The organism is Arthrobacter sp. IK3 (assembly GCF_051337705.1).
GTDB lineage: Bacteria > Actinomycetota > Actinomycetes > Actinomycetales > Micrococcaceae > Arthrobacter_B > Arthrobacter_B koreensis.
Window position 1 is genome coordinate 430,537 of sequence record NZ_JBPPSW010000001.1, and the last position, 17,927, is coordinate 448,463.

Sequence of the window (17,927 nt, forward strand, 5' to 3'; positions counted from 1 at the left end):
CTAGCTCCTGTCTGTGCCGTCCGCGGCACCTGCCGCCAATTGCCGCGCCCTGTCCCGAAGAATGTATTTCTGGACCTTTCCCACTGGATTCCGGGGAATAGCGTCCAGCAGTTCCAGCTGCTCCGGCCAATAGTGCTTGGAGACCTGGCAGCTGTCCAGATACCGGATGATTTCAGCGAGGGTGGGGCGGACACCCGGTGCCGGAACCACAAAGGCGCAGGCCCGCTCGCCCAGGCGCGGGTCCGGCATGGCTGCCAGCGCGACGTCGTCCACTGCCGGATGCCGGAACAGGAGCTGTTCGATTTCGGCGACCGGTATCTTCTCCCCACCGCGGTTGATGACGTCCCTCACCCTTCCCGTGATGCGCAGGTACCCGGAGTCATCCAGGGTGGCGAGGTCCCCGGTGCGGTACCAGCCGTCCTCCGTGAAGGCTTCCTTCGTCAGGTCCGGACGGTCCAGGTACCCCTCGAACATGGTGGGGCTGAGCATCTCAAAGTTGCCTTCGGTGCCGGACGGCAGCGGCTGGCCGCGGTCACTGACGATCCGGCCCTTCACCCCGGGCAGCAGCTGCCCATCCGTGCCCCAGACCAGTGCCGTGTCCCCTCCGGGGGAGGACACCGCACCGAGACAGGTTTCGGTGGTGCCAAACGCGCCGCAGACCCAGGCGCCCAGCACGCGGGTAGCCTGCTCGGCCAAATGCCGGGGTACGCCGGCCCCTGTGTTGACGAAGATCCGCAGGCCCGCCGGAGCAGGTGCTCCGGCTTCCACAGCCTTCACCAGGTCCGCCAGGAAGGGAGTCGCGGCCTGGACAAAGGTCCCTTTCCATCCCTGCAGCAGGTTCAGGGCCCGGAACGGATCCCAGACCGGCTGCAGGATCTGCGGAACCCCCAGCACGAAGGACAGCCACATGCCGTACAGGAAGCCGGTCTGGTGCGCCAGCGGTGACGGGATGAACACGACGTCACCAGCATGCAGGCCAAGGTGCCGCGCCTGCAGAGCCGCGGCACGTGAAAGAGTGCAGTGCCGATGAAGCACTGCTTTGGGCTCGCCGGTGGTCCCGGAGGTGAAGAGCAGCTGGGCTGCGGCATCCGCTGCCGGTGCCGCGGCGTCGATCCTTTCCCGGTCCACGGTCGTCTCGGACAGTTCCTGCTCCCAGCCGTGCCACGTGACGCTGGAGTTCCCCTGCAGCGCCGGGGCGGCACCGCCGACCACCAGGACATGCCGGACACTGAGGTCATAACCGGGGTTCATGCCGGTTCCGGCAGAGAGGATGCCGGCCATTTCCTGCGCATAGCGGCGGTCCCGGAACTGCTCCGGCACCACTACGACGGCGGCGCTGGACCGGTGCAGGGCAAAGGCCACCTCCCGCTCCCGGAAGATAGGCATGATTGGCGCAGCAACGGCGCCGATGCGCAGTACTGCTGTACACAGGAGCACGAACTCGGTCCAGTTGGGCAGCTGGAACGCGACCCGTTCGCCGGGACGCACCCCAAGGTCCAGGAGCAGGGCGGCTGCTTTGTCCGCACCGGCATCGAGTTGGGCCCAGGTCAGGTGCCCGGAGTCCTGCGGGCGTCCGTCCACCACGGCTGGCTGGTCCGGGCGCTCGCGGGCCCATCGGCGTACCCAGTCTGCTCCGGGAATCTGCGATGCCGCCTCGGGGGTTGGGGCGGTGGACTGGTCCGGGCGGGAGCGCGGCCTTCTCGATGTGCTGCGCCGGGGAACCGGCCCGTCCTGCACGTGCATCGCCAGGCCGAATGAATTCATGGCATCCAGGAACTCCGGATAGGAGATGCGGTAGGCATTGGGATAGCTGAGGGTACTGCGTCCGACGGCACCGGATGCAGCGACTGCGAGGGACATGAGGACCCGGTGGTCGTTGAAGGAGGAGAGATCCGCTGCCGTGAGGGTGGCGGTGCCCCGAACCGCCAGGTCATTTCCCGTGGCCCTGATGCCTGCGCCCATCGAATTCAGCTGTGCCATCGCCGCCACGCGGTCGGATTCCTTGAGCCGAACATGGCCGACATTGCGGAAAATGCTCTCTCCGTCAGCACACGCAGCCATCGCGGAAAGGACCGGAAGCATGTCCGGAACCAGCCTGCAGTCGACGTCTGCGGGCCGCAGCCGCAGACCGTCATGCCGGATCCGCACGCCGTCCAGTCCGGCGTCGTACTCCATTGGCAGCCCCATCTCCGCCGCAACGTCGAGGAAGTGGGCTTCAGGATGGTCTGCGCCGCGGGCGGTGACGGAGCGCAGCCCTCGCAGCAGGAGGTCCGACGGGTGGAGCGCGGCGGCGGCCAGGCCGAAGGCTGCCGAACCGATGTCTTCCGGCATCCTCAGATCTGCGGGCACTGCCTCCTGGGCCGGAGGGATCTCGAAGCGGTGCCAGTCCTCCCGGACGTTGACCTGCAGGCCGAAACTGCGCATCATCCGGACCGTCAGTTCCAGATAGGTGCGTTCATTCAGGGGACCGTCCACGACCACGGACGTGGGGTGTTCCGCGAACGGCGCGAGCAGCAGCAGCCCGGAAATCCATTGGGACAGTGTCCCGGCGATATGGACTTCGCCGCCCGCGGGCCTGCCGGCACGCACCCGGATGGGCGGGCAGCCGGTGGGGGAGCCGACGTCGAGCCCCATCTGTGACAGGGCCGAGAGCAGGGGGCCGATGGGGCGGCGCTGGAAATACTTCTGGCCTGTCACGGTGACGTCCCGGGTGCCCAGGGCCGCCAGTCCCACCATGAAGTACAACGTGGTGCCGGAGCTCCCCGCAGACACCTCGTTCCGGACCGGCCGGTATGGTCCGCCGTGCACCACGTAGGTTCCGCCGTCGATGTCGATCCGGGTACCAAGCTGTCGCAGCATCGCCACGGTGTAGTGGACGTGCCGGGCATCGGTGAGGCCGGTGATCCTGCTGATGCCGGGGGCGAGCGAGGCCAGAATCAGGGCCCGGTGGGCGTGGTATTTGGAGTTGGGCACCTGCGCGTGGCCGTGGATGCGCTGCTGTGTTCCCAGGACCGAAAGATACATGGCATTCAAGCCCTTCCGCCGGCTGTCCTACTCTGGCGGCCACCCCGGGGCCGACGTTACCAGTTGCTCCGAGGGGCCGGAACAGGACGTACTCCCAGTAGCACCGAAGCGGCGGCATTGGCTGCAGGGGGTGAGTTTTTCAACATCAGGGCACGCCGCCGGGCACGTTCGGCGAAGGCAATCTAGGATAGGCGGGTCTTGATGTCTAGAGGGGAAGCAGCAGGTCATGGGGGAGATTCTCTTTTTTCTCGTCGTCGCGGGAGTGGGATTCGCGGTGGGACGCCTAACCCCGCGAAGACGGTCAGTTCCACACAGTGATCCCTCAGCCGGCTACGGGTATGGCAGGACGCTGCCCCATCCGGCGCAGATCTTCGAGGAGGGTTATGCCGCGGGGCGGCGGGATGCCGCGGCGGCTGCGCAACCTTCCTCTACGCCGCAGGGGACTGCTGCGCCGTCTGAAGCTGCCGTGGGTCATGGAACTGCTGCTCCTCTTGGAACTGCTGCTCCTCTTGGAACTGCTGCTCCGGCGAGTGCCGCTGCATCCCGGGAAATCGGTACGCCGCAGCAGCGTCCGGGGCCACAGGATCAGTTCCCTCCACTGGTGCTGCCACCCGCTCCGCCGGCGCCCGCTCCGCCGGCGCCCGCTCCGCCGGCGCCCGTTCCGCCGGTGTCTACAGTCCGGCCCGCTGCACCTGCTGCGTTCAGGATGCCCGTTCCGGGGCCGCCGGTCCTGCCCCCTCGGCCGGCTGCCGGTTCCGGCGTGCCGGGTCCCGGAAATCCCGTACTCAACGACCCAGGAGCCCGGACACCGTCCACTCCGCCTCAGCCCACTCCGCCTCTGCCCGCTCCGCTGACGGAAGCGGAGCTCGCAGAGCGGAAACGCCGCAGGGACCTGCGCAACATCAACATCACCCTGTACTCGGGCAGCCTCCTCCTGGTGGCGGCCGCAGCCCTGTTCATCGGAATCTCAATTCCGGAACAGGCACGGTTCGCAGGCGTGGCAGTACTGGCAGCGCTCTTCTACGCCTCCGGTCTGGTGATCCACTCACGGAAAGAGGCACTCCGCCCGGCGGCAGTGGCATTCACCGGTACCGGCCTGGCACTCATCCCCGTTGTGGGGCTCGCTTTCTACAACCTAATCCTTCCGGATCCCATGCTGGCCTGGCTTCTCACCTCGGTGGTGGGAACGGCTGGCTTCGCCTATGCGGCCGCGCGGCTGGACAGCCGCGTTGTGTCCTACCTTGCGCTGACCTTCCTGCTCTCCACCGCCCTGGCATCGGGTGCTGCGCTCCGCTCCGGCATCGTGTGGTACTTCATCTGCACAGTCCTGCTGGCCACGCTGATTAGCCTCGCGGCCATCCGGAAACCCCGCTGGCTGCGGAACATCTACCTTGAAGCCTTCGTCGCGTCCCACCGTTTCCTGGTGCCGGCAACCGCCGCAGCCGCCGTCCTCACGGCTACGGACCTCGGTTCAGGACCGCTTTCCGTCCTCTTCCTGGTCTTTGCCGCTTACTACGGCGTCCTGCTCTGGGCCGCGCCGCGCAGCCAGGCACTGGTCCACAGCTACGGTTTGAGGTCAGCAGCGACGGCAGGCTTCGCGATACTCACGTTCCGCCTAACGGACAGCTGGCCGGCCACGTTGCTGGCTGCCGTCGTCCTGCTCGGTGCGCAGGCCGCCCTGCTGCTTGCCGGCCGGCATTGGTACCTTCAGGTCGCTGCAGGGGCGGACCTGCCCGGTGCGGGACGGCGTCCCCGGGCCGAAAGGGACAGCGACGCGGACGGCCACGTCCGGGGGCGGGCGGAACAGATACACCTGGCTGATGTCCTGGTCATTCTGGCTGTGCAGTTCCTGGCCGGAACGGCAGCTGCAGTGGCTTATGCCGTGGACTCCCAGGCCGGCGGCCCGGGTGAGGCCCTGCTGTTCGCGGCTACTGCGGTGACAGTCCAGCTGACGCTCTGCGCATCAGCCTGGCGGCTCACTCAGCGGGCCGAGTTCCTGGCTCCTGCCGGTGTGCTGACTCCTGCTTTGGCCAGTTTGCTGACCCCTGCCGTCCAGCTGTGGCCGGTATTGCTGAACCTGGGTATCCTCACCGGCTACTTTGTCCTGCGTGCAGTGCGCTCCGGCGGCCGCAGGCGCGGCGGTTTCGTCCTGGCTGCCCGGGCCTCGGCCGCCGTCGTGCTGCCGCTGGCAGTCTTCCTGGTGCTTCGGCATCAGGACGGAGGGACAGCGGGAAGCTGGACGTCGGCGGCTGCCTTCCTGGCGGCCGCGGGCAGCCAGCTGTGGTCCGTGCTGGCGGCCGCTTCCGGCCGCGGGGAACTGTTCCCGCGTACCGTGCCCGCAGTGTCCGCTGCTGCCGCAGTCCTGCTGGCTGCCGTGCTGCGCTTTCAAGACTTCCCCTCCACAGCACCAGCCCTGGGAGCGTTGTGGATCATTGTGCTGCTCAACGCGGCCTACTCATTGCTGCCGCTGCGCAGCAACCGCGAGCTGGCCGCGGGCTACGCGCCGGTCGCTTTCCTGGCAGCGGCTGTCCTCGGCGCAGGGCTGCTGGGTGTGCGCGGGTATGTCCTGCTCACCGGTGCCGCACTGGCCTACAGCCTGCTTCAATCCCTGAAACCAGTCATCCCCGCGCTGCGTGCCTGGCACTTCGCGGCGGCGCAGGTGCTGCTGACGGTCCTTGCCGGACTGCTGGCAGCGGACCTTGGACTTGGAACCGATGGGGTGTTCATCGTGATCGCCGCGGTTCTTGCGGCACAGCACGTCGCACGGACGCTGCTCGGGAGCCGGCTGGAGAACTTTGGGCCAGTCCACGCCTTGCGATGGGGAACGCTGCTGGCCCTGGCGGCAGTGCCGCCGGCGTACTACGTGCTGCTTTCCGCGGCGGCGCGGCCGGAGACCGGCACCGTCCTGCTGCTGACAGCGGCCGGAAGCGCCGTGCTCGCTCAGCTGGCCGCAGCCCTGCGTCCGCGTAGGGCCGGCGGCTTCCCCGGAGCGCCAGCCGCCGCGGCGGCGCTGGTGCTCCTGCTCGCGGTGGGTGTGCGCACCGCCGAGTTCCCGGCTGCGGTCTCTACCCTGTGGGTGCTTTGGGTGGCTTTCGCCGCCAACCTGCTGACGGCCGTCCTGCACAGACAAAACCGTCTTGCGCTCCTGGCACCGGCCGGATTTGCTGCCGGGATGCTGCTCGGAGCCGGAGTCCTCGGTCTCCGAGGCTATGAGCTGCTCTTTGCCGCAGCGCTCGCGTACTGCCTCGCCCTGGTCCGGGACCGGTCAACCGGACTGCGGGGCATCTACCTCGCCGGAGCGCAGGGAACCGGCACAGTCCTCGCGGCCCTGCTGGCCGCTGACGCTGCCGGAAATTCCCTCAGCGTGTTCGCAGCCGCACTGGGGCTGGGCCTGGCAGCCGGCCACCTCCTGCGGACGGTCCTCCACGACCGGCTGAAGGCACTCGGCGCCGTCGAGCCCCTGAGGTGGGGCGGCCTCACGGCGCTGGCGGCGGTTCCTGTCTCCTGCCTGCTGTTCGAGCACGTGCTCGATTCGGCAGCGGTGCTGACGGCAGTCCTCAGCGCTGCGGCAGCGTTTATGGGAACCGAGCTGGACGCGGCATTCAGGAAGGGCCGTGGGATGGCACTGCCGCACACTCCTCACCTAGTCCTGGCCGCGGGAGCCGGTGCGGCCCTCGCTGTCCCTGCCGTGCGGGTAATCGACGGACCATACGCGCTCTGGGCACTGGGTGTCCTGTGGTTGGGACTTGGCGCCAACGTGCTGTGTTCGCTTCTGCTTGGAGCGGGCCGCTGGGAGCTTCTCGCAGCCGCAGGCTTCACCGGCGCTGCGCTTACCGGTGCCGGACTGCTGGGACTGCGCGGCTATGAGCTGCTTGTTCTGGCAGCCCTGGCCTGCGGACTGTTCCTGGCCAGGTTCAGGACGGCACACCGGGGACAGTACCTGCTCGCTGCGCAGCTGCTGGCCGGAATCCTCGCACTGCTTGTGGCACGGGACGCCGGCGGAAACATTCATGGACTGGCTGCAGCCGGCGCCGCGGCACTTGCTGCAGCGCAAATAGTCCGTAGCCTCCTGGAACCAAGACCCGCGGCAGGATGGGCCCGGGCTGCTCTGTGGACGAGCATGGGTATCCTGGCCCTGGCGCCGGCAGCCTACGCCGTTCTGCTGACGGGGTCCCCCCGCCGGGACGTTGTTGCCCTGCAGCTGGTCCTCCTCCTGGCCGTTAGCGTGACGGAGTTTGCCCGGAGCCGGTATGTCCCGGCACTTCTCCCGGGGCTGTACGCGGTTGGTGCCCTTCCGCTTGTCCTGTCCGACGCCGTCGTGCTGGCGTCCGGTGCCGTGCTGACGGGACCCGTTATGCCTGCGGCAGCGGCAGGACTGGTCCTGGCAGCCCTCGGCGGTGGAGCGCTCGCAGGTCATATCCGGGTGCGCAGCGACGCCGGGCTGGCCACAGCCCTCCTCGCAGCCTCGGTGGCCTACGCGGTTGCCGTGCTGCCCGCAGCCGCAGCTAACGGAGGGAACCTGCTGGCAGCAGCGCTGGCTCCCGCGCTGCTCAGTGCTGCAGCGCTGGCAGTGTCCTATACCCGGGGCATTCCATGGCTGGCTGCCGGAACAGCCGTGCTGCTGCTGGCGGCGGCACTGCTCGCTTCCGCCGGCTTCGAGCAGGAGCTGCTGGGCCGGCCGTTCACTCCGGGCTACGGGCTGCTGTGGCCGGTTTGGGCAACTGCCCTGGTGCTGCAGGCGCTTCGACTGTTCCTGTCACTGGGAGATGACATATCCAGGCTCCGGGTGCGCATCATGGGTGCCGGATCCTCCTTTGTCCTGCTGCTGGGCGCGGTGCCGGCGATGGCGGAGTACAACTTGTCCGCGGTCGCCGGGGCAGTGAGCCTCATCGCGGCGCTTGGCCTTGCGGTGCGGGAAGTCCCGGGTGCACTGCGCGAGACCGCGGCCGAGGCAGCGTGCCTGCCGGCAGCGCTTGCCGTGCTGCGGATCGTCTGGTTCGCGGCCGGTGGAGTGGACGCATTCTGGTCCCTCCAGTTCTGGGTGGTGGTCCTCGCCGGAATCGCAGCATGGGAATACCTGCGCCACCGCCCCCGCCGGGGCACGGTGCTGCTGGCAGGGTCTGCGGTAATCCTCTCCGGCAGCGGACTGGGCACCGTCGTATCCGGCGGAACAGGGGAGCAGCTGTGGGCACTCGTCGCCCACGCCGGGCTCCTGGCTTTCGGCCTGCTGGCCAGCAGGAAGCTCTTTACGCTCTGGGGAGCGGCCGGGGTAGCGCTCGCCGTGCTGTGGTACCTCCGCGGATACACCTTCCTGCTGCTCGCCCTGCTGGCGGTGGGGCTGATCGCGCTGGCGGTCTGGCGCCTGACCCGGGTACGGGCGGCTCCGGAACCGCAGGTGCAAGAGACGCTGGAGGAGCGATGAGCGATGAGCGGGATGTGGGGGAGGAATAGCGATGAGCGGGTGTGGGGAAGCCTCGACAGCGGCGGTACCCCTTCCCGGTTGCTCTTTCCGGTACCCCTTCCGGTTGCTCTTTCCAGCCGTGGTCCTGCGGGGGGCTCCACCCGGCGGGCCGGGGATTGGGCCGGATTGGAGGGAGACTGACATCGCCCACTGGCCTCCGATAGGCTCGGAGGATGGAACTTCTCATCTTCCTGATCGTCGCGGCAGCCGTTGTCGGCGGGCTGGCCTGGGGCCGCCGCCACTTCTCATCCGAAATTGACCGCGCCAAACGCATCCGCCGGGCGAACCGGGACCAGCGCTGACCCGGGAACTGAGCTGCTCGGTCCGGTGCAGGGCGCTGGGCCGGTAAGCCCGGGCGGCACTCTGGAACCGGAGCCAGCCGCCAAACGGGCCGGCCGCCAGCCCGGCACCGGCACCGGTCTCTGGCGTCGGCACCGGTCGCGGGCGCGGGTGCAGCGGGCCCTGCTGCCGGGTGCAGGGCTGCCGGATTTCAGCACCGCACCGCGATTTAAGCTCCGGACCCGGCTGGGCTAGACTTGAAAAAAATGACGCGCCGCGAATCGTGCAATTCAGGTTCCCGGTGACTCCATATGCTAGAGGCCAGAGGCACCCGCTGGACGCTGATTAGCGTTCTGGGCGGCTATCTGGCAGACTAGAGAAGTTGTTCAAGCGCTTTTGTGCCCGCACGCGCTTCAGCAGGCTGCTAACGCGGCACTGTGTGCGTGATGAGATTGCGTCCCGGTCAGGATAATGCCTGATGCAGGGTCGAATCCTTCAGGGGAAAAGCCCATATATAACCCGCCCCCATTCTTGAACGGGTGTTGCCAGTTTCGAATCTGCGACACGCCCGAGCGCGGGGGTCGGAGCCTCGGCAGGTTGAGGAACCCGGAGCTTCCGGATTCAGCTTGTTGGAGGAGCGCCGGGGCCAACATGGCCGCCAGGGGCAAAAACTGTACAGAGAGCAATACTCGAAGAAAGAGGCACGACGCCATGGCGGGACAAAAAATCCGCATCCGGCTGAAGTCGTATGACCACGAGGTCATCGACGTATCAGCACGGAAGATCGTTGAGACGGTCACGCGTGCAGGCGCAACGGTAGTAGGCCCCGTGCCGCTGCCCACGGAAAAGAACGTGTACTGCGTTATCCGTTCGCCGCACAAGTACAAGGACAGCCGCGAGCACTTTGAAATGCGCACGCACAAGCGTCTGATCGACATCATTGACCCCACGCCTAAGGCCGTTGACTCGCTGATGCGTCTTGACCTGCCTGCAGACGTGAACATCGAAATCAAGCTGTAGGGGGGAGCAGATACTTATGTCTTCTTCACTTACCCGCCAGGTTAAGGGCCTCCTGGGCACCAAGCTGGGCATGACCCAGGTCTGGGACGAGAACAACAAGCTCATCCCCGTCACCGTGGTCCAGGCTGATTCCAACGTCATCACCCAGCTGCGCAATGCGGACAAGGACGGCTACACCGCCGTTCAGATCGGCTACGGCCAGATCGATCCCCGCAAGGTCACCAAGCCGCTGGCCGGCCACTTCGAGAAGGCCGGCGTTACGCCGCGCCGCCACGTTGTTGAGCTGCGCACCGCTGACGCTGACACCTACGAGCTCGGCCAGGAACTCTCCGTTGAGATGTTCGAAGCCGGCCAGAAGGTCGACGTCGTCGGTACCTCCAAGGGCAAGGGCTTCGCCGGTGTCATGAAGCGTCACGGCTTCTCCGGCGTTGGCGCTTCCCACGGTGCCCACAAGAACCACCGCAAGCCCGGCTCCATCGGTGGCGCATCCACCCCCGGCCGCGTCTTCAAGGGTCTTCGGATGGCCGGCCGCATGGGCGCCGTCCGCCACACCACGATGAACCTCACCGTCCACGCCGTGGATACCGAGAAGTCGCTGCTGCTGATCAAGGGTGCCGTTCCCGGCGCCCGCGGCCAGGTCGTCCTCGTACGCACCGCCGTGAAGGGAGCTTAGTCTCATGGCTAACAAAGCAACTGTTGAATTCCCCGCAGCAATCTTCGACGTTCAGACGAACGTTCCGCTGCTGCACCAGGTAGTTGTGGCCCAGCTTGCTGCCGCCCGCCAGGGTACGCACAAGACCAAGACCCGCGCCGAAGTTTCCGGTGCAGGCCGCAAGCCGTTCAAGCAGAAGGGCACCGGCCGCGCCCGTCAGGGTTCGATCCGTGCTCCTCACATGACCGGTGGCGGCGTTGTCCACGGACCGACGCCCCGCGACTACAGCCAGCGCACCCCCAAGAAGATGATTGCCGCCGCACTGCGCGGAGCTCTCTCTGACCGGGCACGCAACGGCCGCATCCACGTGCTGGAATCCCTGGTAGCCGGCGAGACGCCGTCCACCAAGGCTGCACGCGAAGCGCTGCGTTCACTTACCGACCGCAAGAACATGCTCGTTGTCATCGAGCGCGCCAATGATGTTGCTGCACTGTCCGTGCGCAACCTCAGCGATGTTCACGTGATCTACGTAGATCAGCTGAACACCTACGACGTGCTTGTTGCTGACGACGTGGTCTTCACCCAGGCCGCCTACGACGAGTTCGTCGGCAAGAACACTGTCAAGGAGGACGCCAAGTGAGCGCGACCACCGCTAAGGACCCTCGCGACGTGGTGCTTGCACCCGTCGTCTCGGAAAAGAGCTACGGCCTGATCGACGAAGGTAAGTACACCTTCCTGGTCGACCCCCGCTCGAACAAGACCGAGATCAAGCTGGCCGTGGAGAAGATTTTCTCCGTCAAGGTCGACTCGATCAACACCATCAACCGTGCCGGTAAGCGCAAGCGCACCAAATTCGGATGGGGACAGCGCAAGAGCACCAAGCGTGCGATTGTCACCCTGAAGGAAGGCACAATCGACATCTTCGGCGGTCCGCTCAGCTAGGGCGGAGACCACTTTAACGAGGAATAAATAATGGGAATCCGTAAATACAAGCCGACTACCCCGGGCCGCCGCGGCTCGAGCGTAGCCGACTTCACCGAAATCACGCGGTCGACGCCGGAAAAGTCGCTGGTACGTCCGCTGCCCAAGAAGGGCGGCCGTAACAACACCGGTAAGATCACGACCAGGCACAAGGGTGGCGGACACAAGCGCCAGTACCGCCTGATCGACTTCCGCCGGCACGACAAGGACGGCGTCAACGCCCGCGTTGCCGAGATCGAATACGATCCGAACCGCACCGCCCGCATTGCGCTGCTGCACTACGTTGATGGCACCAAGCGTTACATCATTGCGCCGAACAAGCTCAAGCAGGGCGACTTCGTGGAGGCCGGCGCCGGGGCTGACATCAAGCCCGGCAACAACCTGCCGCTGCGCAACATCCCCGTGGGTACCGTTATCCACGCCGTTGAACTGCGCCCGGGCGGCGGTGCCAAGATGGCCCGCTCCGCCGGTGCATCGGTTCAGCTCGTTGCAAAGGAAGGCCGCTTCGCCCAGCTGCGTCTGCCTTCCGGCGAAATCCGCAACGTCGACGTCCGCTGCCGCGCCACCATCGGCGAGGTCGGCAACGCCGAGCAGTCCAACATCAACTGGGGCAAGGCCGGCCGTATGCGCTGGAAGGGCGTCCGCCCGACCGTCCGCGGTGTCGCCATGAACCCGGTTGACCACCCGCATGGTGGTGGCGAAGGCAAGACCAGTGGTGGACGCCACCCGGTCAACCCGAACGGTAAGCCTGAGGGCCGTACCCGCCGCCCCAACAAAGAGAGCGACAAGCTTATTGTGCGTCGCCGTCGTTCCGGCAAGAACAAGCGATAGGAGCCTGGAAACATGCCACGCAGCCTGAAGAAAGGCCCCTTCGTCGACCAGCACCTCTTCCTTAAGGTGCAGGCCGAAAACGAGAAGGGCACCAAGAACGTCATCAAGACGTGGTCCCGCCGCTCGATGATCATCCCCGACATGCTCGGGCACACGATCGCCGTGCACGACGGACGCAAGCACATTCCGGTGTTTGTCACCGAGTCGATGGTCGGGCACAAGCTCGGCGAATTCGCTCTGACGCGTACATTCCGCGGCCATGTGAAGGACGACCGCAAGGGCAAGCGCCGCTAGGCGCTGCTCTTTCGGCAGAAGACGAGAGAAGGAAAGCAATGGAAGCCAAGGCAATTGCGCGTCATATCCGCGTAACGCCTATGAAGGCCCGGCGCGTCGTCAACCTTGTTCGTGGCAAGCAAGCGAATGAGGCATTGGCAATTCTGAAGTTTGCCCCCCAGGCAGCTTCGGAGCCGGTATTCAAGGTAGTTCAGTCGGCAATGGCCAACGCACGTGTCCTCGCGGACCGTGACGGCGTGGCCTTCGACGAAGGTGACCTCTACATCAGCGAAGCATTCGTTGATGAAGGACCCACCATGAAGCGGTTCCAGCCGCGTGCCCAGGGCCGCGCCTACCGCATCAACAAGCGGACCAGCCACGTCACCGTGGTTGTCGCAACCCCCGAGAACGAGGAGGACCGTTAAGTGGGACAGAAGGTAAACCCGCACGGGTTCCGACTCGGCATCACCACTGACCACGTTTCGCACTGGTTTGCTGACAGCAACAAGCCGGGCCAGCGTTACAAGGACTTCGTCCGCGAGGACATCAAGATCCGTCAGCTGATGTCCACCGGCATGGACCGCGCCGGCATCGCCAAGGTTGAGATCGAGCGTACCCGCGACCGTGTCCGTGTGGATATCCACACCGCACGTCCGGGCATCGTGATCGGCCGCCGCGGCGCCGAAGCGGACCGCATCCGCGGCGAGCTCGAAAAGCTCACCGGCAAGCAGGTCCAGCTGAACATCCTCGAGGTCAAGAACCCTGAGATGGAAGCACAGCTGGTTGCCCAGGGTGTTGCTGAGCAGCTCTCTTCCCGCGTGGCTTTCCGCCGTGCGATGAAGAAGGCCATCCAGTCCGCACAGCGTGCAGGCGCCAAGGGTATTCGTATCCAGTGCTCCGGCCGCCTGGGTGGCGCTGAAATGAGCCGCTCGGAGTTCTACCGCGAAGGCCGTGTGCCCCTGCACACCCTCCGCGCGAACATCGACTACGGCTTCTTCGAAGCCAAGACCACCTTCGGCCGCATCGGCGTGAAGGTTTGGATCTACAAGGGCGACGTCACTTCCAAGGAACTGGCTGCACAGCAGGCTGCTGCACCGTCCCGCGGACGTTCCAACGACCGTCCGGGCCGCGGCCCGGCCGACCGTGGGGACCGTCGTCGTCGTAACGACCGCGGCGACAAGGCCGCCGCGCCTGCTGCAGAGGCTCCGGCCGCTGAGGCAGCTGCCCCCGCAGCAGAAGGAGGACAGGCTTAAATGCTTATCCCACGTCGAGTCAAGTACCGCAAGCAGCACCACCCGGGTCGTTCCGGCGCTGCAACCGGTGGCACCGCTGTCAGCTTCGGTGAATGGGGTATCCAGGCTCTCACGCCTGCATACGTAACCAACCGCCAGATTGAAGCTGCACGTATTGCCATGACGCGCCACATCAAGCGCGGCGGCAAGGTCTGGATCAACATCTACCCGGACCGTCCGCTGACGAAGAAGCCGGCCGAAACCCGCATGGGTTCCGGTAAGGGTTCGCCGGAGTGGTGGGTTGCAAACGTCAAGCCGGGGCGGGTTCTGTTCGAACTCTCCGGTGTTTCCGAAGAGGTAGCTCGCGAGGCACTGCGCCTGGCGATCCATAAGCTGCCGTTGAAGGCACGCATTGTGCGTCGCGAGGGTGGTGAATAGCAATGGCTATCGGTTCAAAGGAACTTGCAACTGATCAGCTGGACGGGTTCGACAACGAGCGTCTCGTTGAAGAACTTCGCAAGGCTAAGGAGGAGCTGTTCAACCTCCGCTTCCAGTCCGCCACCGGGCAGCTGGAGAACAACGGACGGCTCCGTGCCGTAAAGCGCGACATCGCCCGCATCTACACGGTGCTCCGCGAGCGTGAACTGGGAATTCGTCCCGAGGCAGTTGCTCCCGTTGAGGAAGCAGCCCCCGAGAAGAAGAAGTCCAAGAAGAAGGCTGCGGAGTCCGAAGCTGCGGTTGCCGAGGATGATGCCAAATGAGCGAAAACAAGAATGAGGCAGCAGTGACAACTGACGCAAACGGAGCCGATGCCCGCGGGTACCGGAAGACCGCTCGCGGCTACGTGGTCTCCGACAAGATGGAGAAGACCATCGTCGTCGAGGTCGAGGACCGCGTGAAGCACGCACTGTACGGCAAGGTTCTTCGCCGCACCGAGAAGCGCAAGGCCCATGACGAGCAGAACGCTGCAGGCATTGGTGACCTCGTGCTGATCGCCGAGACCCGGCCGCTGTCCGCTACCAAGCGGTGGCGCCTGGTCGAGATCATCGAAAAGGCCAAGTAGCTAACAGCTGCTAAGCACATAACAGGCCGGAGCGTGTGCCGGGGGAGAGGCTGAAAAGCAGCTCCTTCGGCGCACAGGCGCCGTCCACAGCGTCAGGGCCCCGGCGGCGGAATCATACGATTTCGTTTCCGGGGCCCTTTCGCGGTAAACTTGAAATCTTGTCTGTGTGGTGCGGAAGCATGTCCTCTTTCGGATGCCCTTCCTCACCGCCGAATAAGGCAAAAGCCCGATAATCTTGTTCAGCATGGTGCTGCGGCTTGCGCTGCAGAGCGGCCCGTAGGGGCCGGTGCTGAGTACCAGTATTACGGGGTCCACCCATATCCGTTCCGCAAGGCTCAGGAAGACTGAGAACCGGCGCGACGACAGGAGTAATAAGTGATTCAGCAGGAGTCGCGACTGAAGGTCGCCGACAACACGGGTGCCAAGGAAATCTTGACCATCCGCGTTCTCGGTGGATCCGGCCGTCGCTACGCAGGCATTGGCGACACCATTGTTGCCACCGTCAAGGATGCAATTCCCGGCGGCAACGTCAAGAAGGGCGATGTGGTCAAGGCCGTCATCGTCCGTACCAAGAAGGAACGCCGCCGCCAGGACGGTTCCTACATCAAGTTCGATGAGAACGCTGCAGTGATCTTGAAGAATGACGGTGACCCCCGCGGTACCCGCATCTTCGGCCCGGTCGGCCGCGAACTTCGCGACAAGAAGTTCATGAAGATCATTTCGCTGGCTCCGGAGGTGCTGTAGTTCATGGCAAAGATCAAGAAGGGTGACCTGGTTCAGGTCATCACCGGTGCCAAGGCTGAGCGCGGCGGAGACCGCGGCAAGCAGGGCAAGGTTCTGAAGGTTTTCCCGGAGACCAACCGCGTGCTCGTTGAGGGCATCAACCGCGTCACCAAGCACACCAAGGTTGGCCAGTCCTCCCGTGGTTCCAAGACCGGAGGCATCGAGGTTGTTGAGGCCCCGATCCACGTTTCCAACGTGGCCGTCGTGGATCCCGAGACGAAGAAGCCCACCCGTGTTGGCTACCGCACCGAAATCGTCGAAAAGGACGGCCGGACCCGCACTGTGCGCATCCGCGTCGCCAAGGGCTCTGGGAAGGACCTCTAATGACTGAGACTGTCACGAAGATCGTTCCCCGTCTGAAGACCCGCTACGCAGCGGAAATCAAGCAGACTCTGCAGGACGAATTCAACTACGCAAACGTCAACCAGGTTCCGCGCCTCGTCAAGGTTGTCGTGAACATGGGTGTTGGAGATGCCGCCAAGGACTCCAAGCTCATTGACGGTGCTGTCCGCGACCTGACGGCCATCACCGGCCAGAAGCCGCAGATCACCAAGGCACGTAAGTCCATCGCACAGTTCAAGCTGCGCGAAGGCATGCCGATCGGTGCGCACGCTACGCTGCGCGGCGACCGCATGTGGGAATTCGTGGACCGCCTGGTCACCCTGGCGCTCCCGCGTATCCGCGACTTCCGCGGCCTGAGCGGCAAGCAGTTCGACGGCAACGGCAACTACACGTTCGGTCTGACCGAGCAGTCGATGTTCCACGAAATCGATCAGGACAAGATCGACCGCGTACGCGGCATGGACATCACCGTGGTTACCACCGCAAAGACCGATGACGAGGGACGCGCGCTGCTGAAGGCGCTCGGCTTCCCGTTCAAATCCGAAGATTAATTACTACGTAAAAGGTCTGTTGCTTAACGCGAGGCACGCCCCGCGCCGAGCAGCAGAAACCGTTACGAGGGAGGGCTAGAGCCCACATGACAATGACAGATCCTGTCGCAGACATGCTCACGCGTCTGCGCAACGCAAACTCGGCATACCACGATTCCGTGTCCATGCCGTACAGCAAGCTGAAGGCACGCGTTGCCGACATCCTGAAGGCCGAGGGTTACATCTCCGGCTGGAAGGAAGAAGAGGCACAGGTTGGCAAGACGCTGACCCTGGACCTCAAGTTCGGTCCGAACCGCGAGCGTTCAATCGCCGGCGTACGCCGCATCTCCAAGCCGGGCCTGCGTGTATACGCAAAGTCCACCAACCTGCCGCGCGTTCTGGGCGGGCTGGGTATCGCCATCCTGTCGACGTCGTCAGGTCTGCTGACCGACCGCCAGGCCGCCAAGAAGGGTGTGGGTGGGGAAGTCCTCGCCTACGTCTGGTAGCAGGGAAGGGAAAGAATAATGTCACGTATTGGACGTCTGCCCATCTCTGTCCCCGCCGGTGTCGATATTGCCATTGATGGCAACACCGTCACGGTCAAGGGTTCCAAGGGCGAGCTGAGCCACGTTGTGCCCAGCCCGATCTCGGTTTCCATGGACGAGAACACCATCACCGTCGCCCGCCCGAATGACGAGCGCGAATCCCGTTCCCTCCACGGCCTGACCCGCACCCTGATCTCCAACATGATCACCGGTGTGACCGAAGGCTACAAGAAGGACCTGGAAATCGTTGGCACCGGTTACCGCGTGCAGGCCAAGGGCTCGGACCTCGAGTTCGCCCTGGGCTACAGCCACCCGGTTTCCGTGAAGGCTCCGGAGGGCATCACGCTCACCGTCACGGGCCCCACGAAGCTCACCGTTTCCGGCATTGACAAGCAGCAGGTCGGCGAGGTTTCCGCCAACATCCGCAAGCTGCGCAAGCCTGACCCCTACAAGGGCAAGGGCATTCGTTACGCCGGCGAGATTGTCCGCCGCAAGGTCGGAAAGGCTGGTAAGTAATCATGGCCATCAGCATCAATAAGAAGCGCAATTCCAAGAGCAAGTCCGCTTCCCGGAGCCGCCGCCAGCTGCGGATCCGCAAGCGCATTGCCGGCACCGCGGCCCGTCCGCGCCTGGTCGTCAACCGCTCTGCCCGCCACGTATTCGTCCAGGTTGTCGATGACAGCCGCGGCGTAACCGTTGCATCCGCGTCCACCATGGAAGCAGACCTGCGTTCCATGGAGGGCGACAAGACTGCCAAGTCCAAGCGCGTCGGCGAGCTCGTTGCCGAACGTGCCAAGGCTGCTGGCGTCGAAGCCGTGGTATTTGACCGCGGCGGCAACCGCTACCACGGCCGCATCGCGGCTGTCGCAGACGGCGCACGCGAAGGTGGGCTGGCACTGTGACCGAGGCAA

20 protein-coding genes are annotated in these 17,927 nt (G+C 65.1%); 19 read left to right on the top strand and 1 reads right to left on the bottom strand.

The annotated features are described in order from the left end of the window. Complete coding sequence (aroA, locus tag ACSLGO_RS02065; protein WP_436399785.1) at positions 1-3,024, bottom strand: 3-phosphoshikimate 1-carboxyvinyltransferase; 3,024 nt, start codon at positions 3,022-3,024, stop codon at positions 1-3. 760 nt (positions 3,025-3,784) lie between these two features. Between aroA and ACSLGO_RS02070 the strand changes: the two genes are divergently transcribed. The 19 genes from ACSLGO_RS02070 (at position 3,785) to rplR (ending at position 17,918) form a co-directional block, all read left to right on the top strand. Continuing rightward, entirely contained in the window at positions 3,785-8,446 is a 4,662-nt protein-coding gene (locus ACSLGO_RS02070) for a hypothetical protein (protein WP_436399786.1), read from the top strand. 212 nt (positions 8,447-8,658) lie between these two features. Then, positions 8,659-8,787 carry a hypothetical protein gene (locus ACSLGO_RS02075; protein ID WP_263127434.1) on the top strand — a complete coding sequence of 43 codons (129 nt, stop codon included), beginning with the start codon at positions 8,659-8,661 and terminating at the stop codon, positions 8,785-8,787. 688 nt (positions 8,788-9,475) lie between these two features. Then, complete coding sequence (gene rpsJ, locus ACSLGO_RS02080; protein ID WP_003803825.1) at positions 9,476-9,784, top strand: 30S ribosomal protein S10; 309 nt, start codon at positions 9,476-9,478, stop codon at positions 9,782-9,784. 16 nt (positions 9,785-9,800) lie between these two features. Next, the gene (gene rplC, locus ACSLGO_RS02085) at positions 9,801-10,457 is read left to right on the top strand and encodes a 50S ribosomal protein L3 (protein ID WP_325785806.1); all 657 of its coding nucleotides are present in this window, start codon (positions 9,801-9,803) and stop codon (positions 10,455-10,457) included. A gap of 4 nt (positions 10,458-10,461) precedes the next feature. After that, positions 10,462-11,076 (top strand): 50S ribosomal protein L4, encoded by a 615-nt coding sequence (gene rplD, locus ACSLGO_RS02090; protein WP_091602663.1) that lies wholly within the window; start codon positions 10,462-10,464, stop codon positions 11,074-11,076. After that, entirely contained in the window at positions 11,073-11,378 is a 306-nt protein-coding gene (rplW, locus tag ACSLGO_RS02095; RefSeq protein ID WP_055239348.1) for a 50S ribosomal protein L23, read from the top strand. Before rplD ends, rplW begins: the two co-directional genes overlap by 4 nt. A 30-nt stretch (positions 11,379-11,408) precedes the next feature. After that, positions 11,409-12,248, top strand: a complete 840-nt coding sequence (gene rplB, locus ACSLGO_RS02100; RefSeq protein ID WP_055239349.1) for a 50S ribosomal protein L2 — start codon at positions 11,409-11,411, stop codon at positions 12,246-12,248. 12 nt (positions 12,249-12,260) lie between these two features. Further along, positions 12,261-12,542 carry a 30S ribosomal protein S19 gene (gene rpsS, locus ACSLGO_RS02105; protein WP_055239350.1) on the top strand — a complete coding sequence of 94 codons (282 nt, stop codon included), beginning with the start codon at positions 12,261-12,263 and terminating at the stop codon, positions 12,540-12,542. Between the two features lie 38 nt (positions 12,543-12,580). Next, entirely contained in the window at positions 12,581-12,946 is a 366-nt protein-coding gene (gene rplV, locus ACSLGO_RS02110) for a 50S ribosomal protein L22 (RefSeq protein ID WP_055239351.1), read from the top strand. Then, positions 12,947-13,774, top strand: a complete 828-nt coding sequence (rpsC, locus tag ACSLGO_RS02115) for a 30S ribosomal protein S3 (RefSeq protein WP_055239352.1) — start codon at positions 12,947-12,949, stop codon at positions 13,772-13,774. After that, positions 13,775-14,191, top strand: coding sequence for a 50S ribosomal protein L16 (gene rplP / locus ACSLGO_RS02120; protein ID WP_055239353.1), 417 nt, complete (start codon positions 13,775-13,777; stop codon positions 14,189-14,191). 2 nt (positions 14,192-14,193) lie between these two features. After that, complete coding sequence (rpmC, locus tag ACSLGO_RS02125; RefSeq protein ID WP_055239354.1) at positions 14,194-14,514, top strand: 50S ribosomal protein L29; 321 nt, start codon at positions 14,194-14,196, stop codon at positions 14,512-14,514. Beyond that, on the top strand, positions 14,511-14,816 hold the full coding sequence (gene rpsQ / locus ACSLGO_RS02130) for a 30S ribosomal protein S17 (protein WP_091602666.1): 306 nt from the start codon (positions 14,511-14,513) through the stop codon (positions 14,814-14,816). Before rpmC ends, rpsQ begins: the two co-directional genes overlap by 4 nt. A gap of 375 nt (positions 14,817-15,191) precedes the next feature. Beyond that, entirely contained in the window at positions 15,192-15,560 is a 369-nt protein-coding gene (gene rplN / locus ACSLGO_RS02135; RefSeq protein ID WP_055239356.1) for a 50S ribosomal protein L14, read from the top strand. A gap of 3 nt (positions 15,561-15,563) precedes the next feature. Then, complete coding sequence (gene rplX, locus ACSLGO_RS02140) at positions 15,564-15,923, top strand: 50S ribosomal protein L24 (RefSeq protein WP_055239357.1); 360 nt, start codon at positions 15,564-15,566, stop codon at positions 15,921-15,923. Beyond that, positions 15,923-16,492 (top strand): 50S ribosomal protein L5, encoded by a 570-nt coding sequence (gene rplE / locus ACSLGO_RS02145; protein ID WP_055239358.1) that lies wholly within the window; start codon positions 15,923-15,925, stop codon positions 16,490-16,492. Before rplX ends, rplE begins: the two co-directional genes overlap by 1 nt. Positions 16,493-16,578: 86 nt before the next feature. Next, positions 16,579-16,977 carry a 30S ribosomal protein S8 gene (gene rpsH / locus ACSLGO_RS02150; protein WP_091602669.1) on the top strand — a complete coding sequence of 133 codons (399 nt, stop codon included), beginning with the start codon at positions 16,579-16,581 and terminating at the stop codon, positions 16,975-16,977. An 18-nt stretch (positions 16,978-16,995) separates the two neighbouring features. Next, complete coding sequence (gene rplF, locus ACSLGO_RS02155; protein ID WP_091602672.1) at positions 16,996-17,532, top strand: 50S ribosomal protein L6; 537 nt, start codon at positions 16,996-16,998, stop codon at positions 17,530-17,532. 2 nt (positions 17,533-17,534) lie between these two features. Next, positions 17,535-17,918 (top strand): 50S ribosomal protein L18, encoded by a 384-nt coding sequence (gene rplR, locus ACSLGO_RS02160; RefSeq protein WP_091602676.1) that lies wholly within the window; start codon positions 17,535-17,537, stop codon positions 17,916-17,918. The last annotated feature ends 9 nt before the right edge of the window (positions 17,919-17,927 follow it).

Coding starts and splice junctions, on each gene's coding strand:
- aroA (WP_436399785.1), bottom strand. CDS start 3,024: ATGTATCTTTCGGTCCTGGGAACACAGCAGCGCATCCACGGCCACGCG.
- ACSLGO_RS02075 (WP_263127434.1), top strand. CDS start 8,659: ATGGAACTTCTCATCTTCCTGATCGTCGCGGCAGCCGTTGTCGGCGGG.
- rpsJ (WP_003803825.1), top strand. CDS start 9,476: ATGGCGGGACAAAAAATCCGCATCCGGCTGAAGTCGTATGACCACGAG.
- rplC (WP_325785806.1), top strand. CDS start 9,801: ATGTCTTCTTCACTTACCCGCCAGGTTAAGGGCCTCCTGGGCACCAAG.
- rplD (WP_091602663.1), top strand. CDS start 10,462: ATGGCTAACAAAGCAACTGTTGAATTCCCCGCAGCAATCTTCGACGTT.
- rplB (WP_055239349.1), top strand. CDS start 11,409: ATGGGAATCCGTAAATACAAGCCGACTACCCCGGGCCGCCGCGGCTCG.
- rpsS (WP_055239350.1), top strand. CDS start 12,261: ATGCCACGCAGCCTGAAGAAAGGCCCCTTCGTCGACCAGCACCTCTTC.
- rplV (WP_055239351.1), top strand. CDS start 12,581: ATGGAAGCCAAGGCAATTGCGCGTCATATCCGCGTAACGCCTATGAAG.
- rplP (WP_055239353.1), top strand. CDS start 13,775: ATGCTTATCCCACGTCGAGTCAAGTACCGCAAGCAGCACCACCCGGGT.
- rpmC (WP_055239354.1), top strand. CDS start 14,194: ATGGCTATCGGTTCAAAGGAACTTGCAACTGATCAGCTGGACGGGTTC.
- rpsQ (WP_091602666.1), top strand. CDS start 14,511: ATGAGCGAAAACAAGAATGAGGCAGCAGTGACAACTGACGCAAACGGA.
- rplX (WP_055239357.1), top strand. CDS start 15,564: ATGGCAAAGATCAAGAAGGGTGACCTGGTTCAGGTCATCACCGGTGCC.
- rplE (WP_055239358.1), top strand. CDS start 15,923: ATGACTGAGACTGTCACGAAGATCGTTCCCCGTCTGAAGACCCGCTAC.
- rpsH (WP_091602669.1), top strand. CDS start 16,579: ATGACAATGACAGATCCTGTCGCAGACATGCTCACGCGTCTGCGCAAC.
- rplF (WP_091602672.1), top strand. CDS start 16,996: ATGTCACGTATTGGACGTCTGCCCATCTCTGTCCCCGCCGGTGTCGAT.
- rplR (WP_091602676.1), top strand. CDS start 17,535: ATGGCCATCAGCATCAATAAGAAGCGCAATTCCAAGAGCAAGTCCGCT.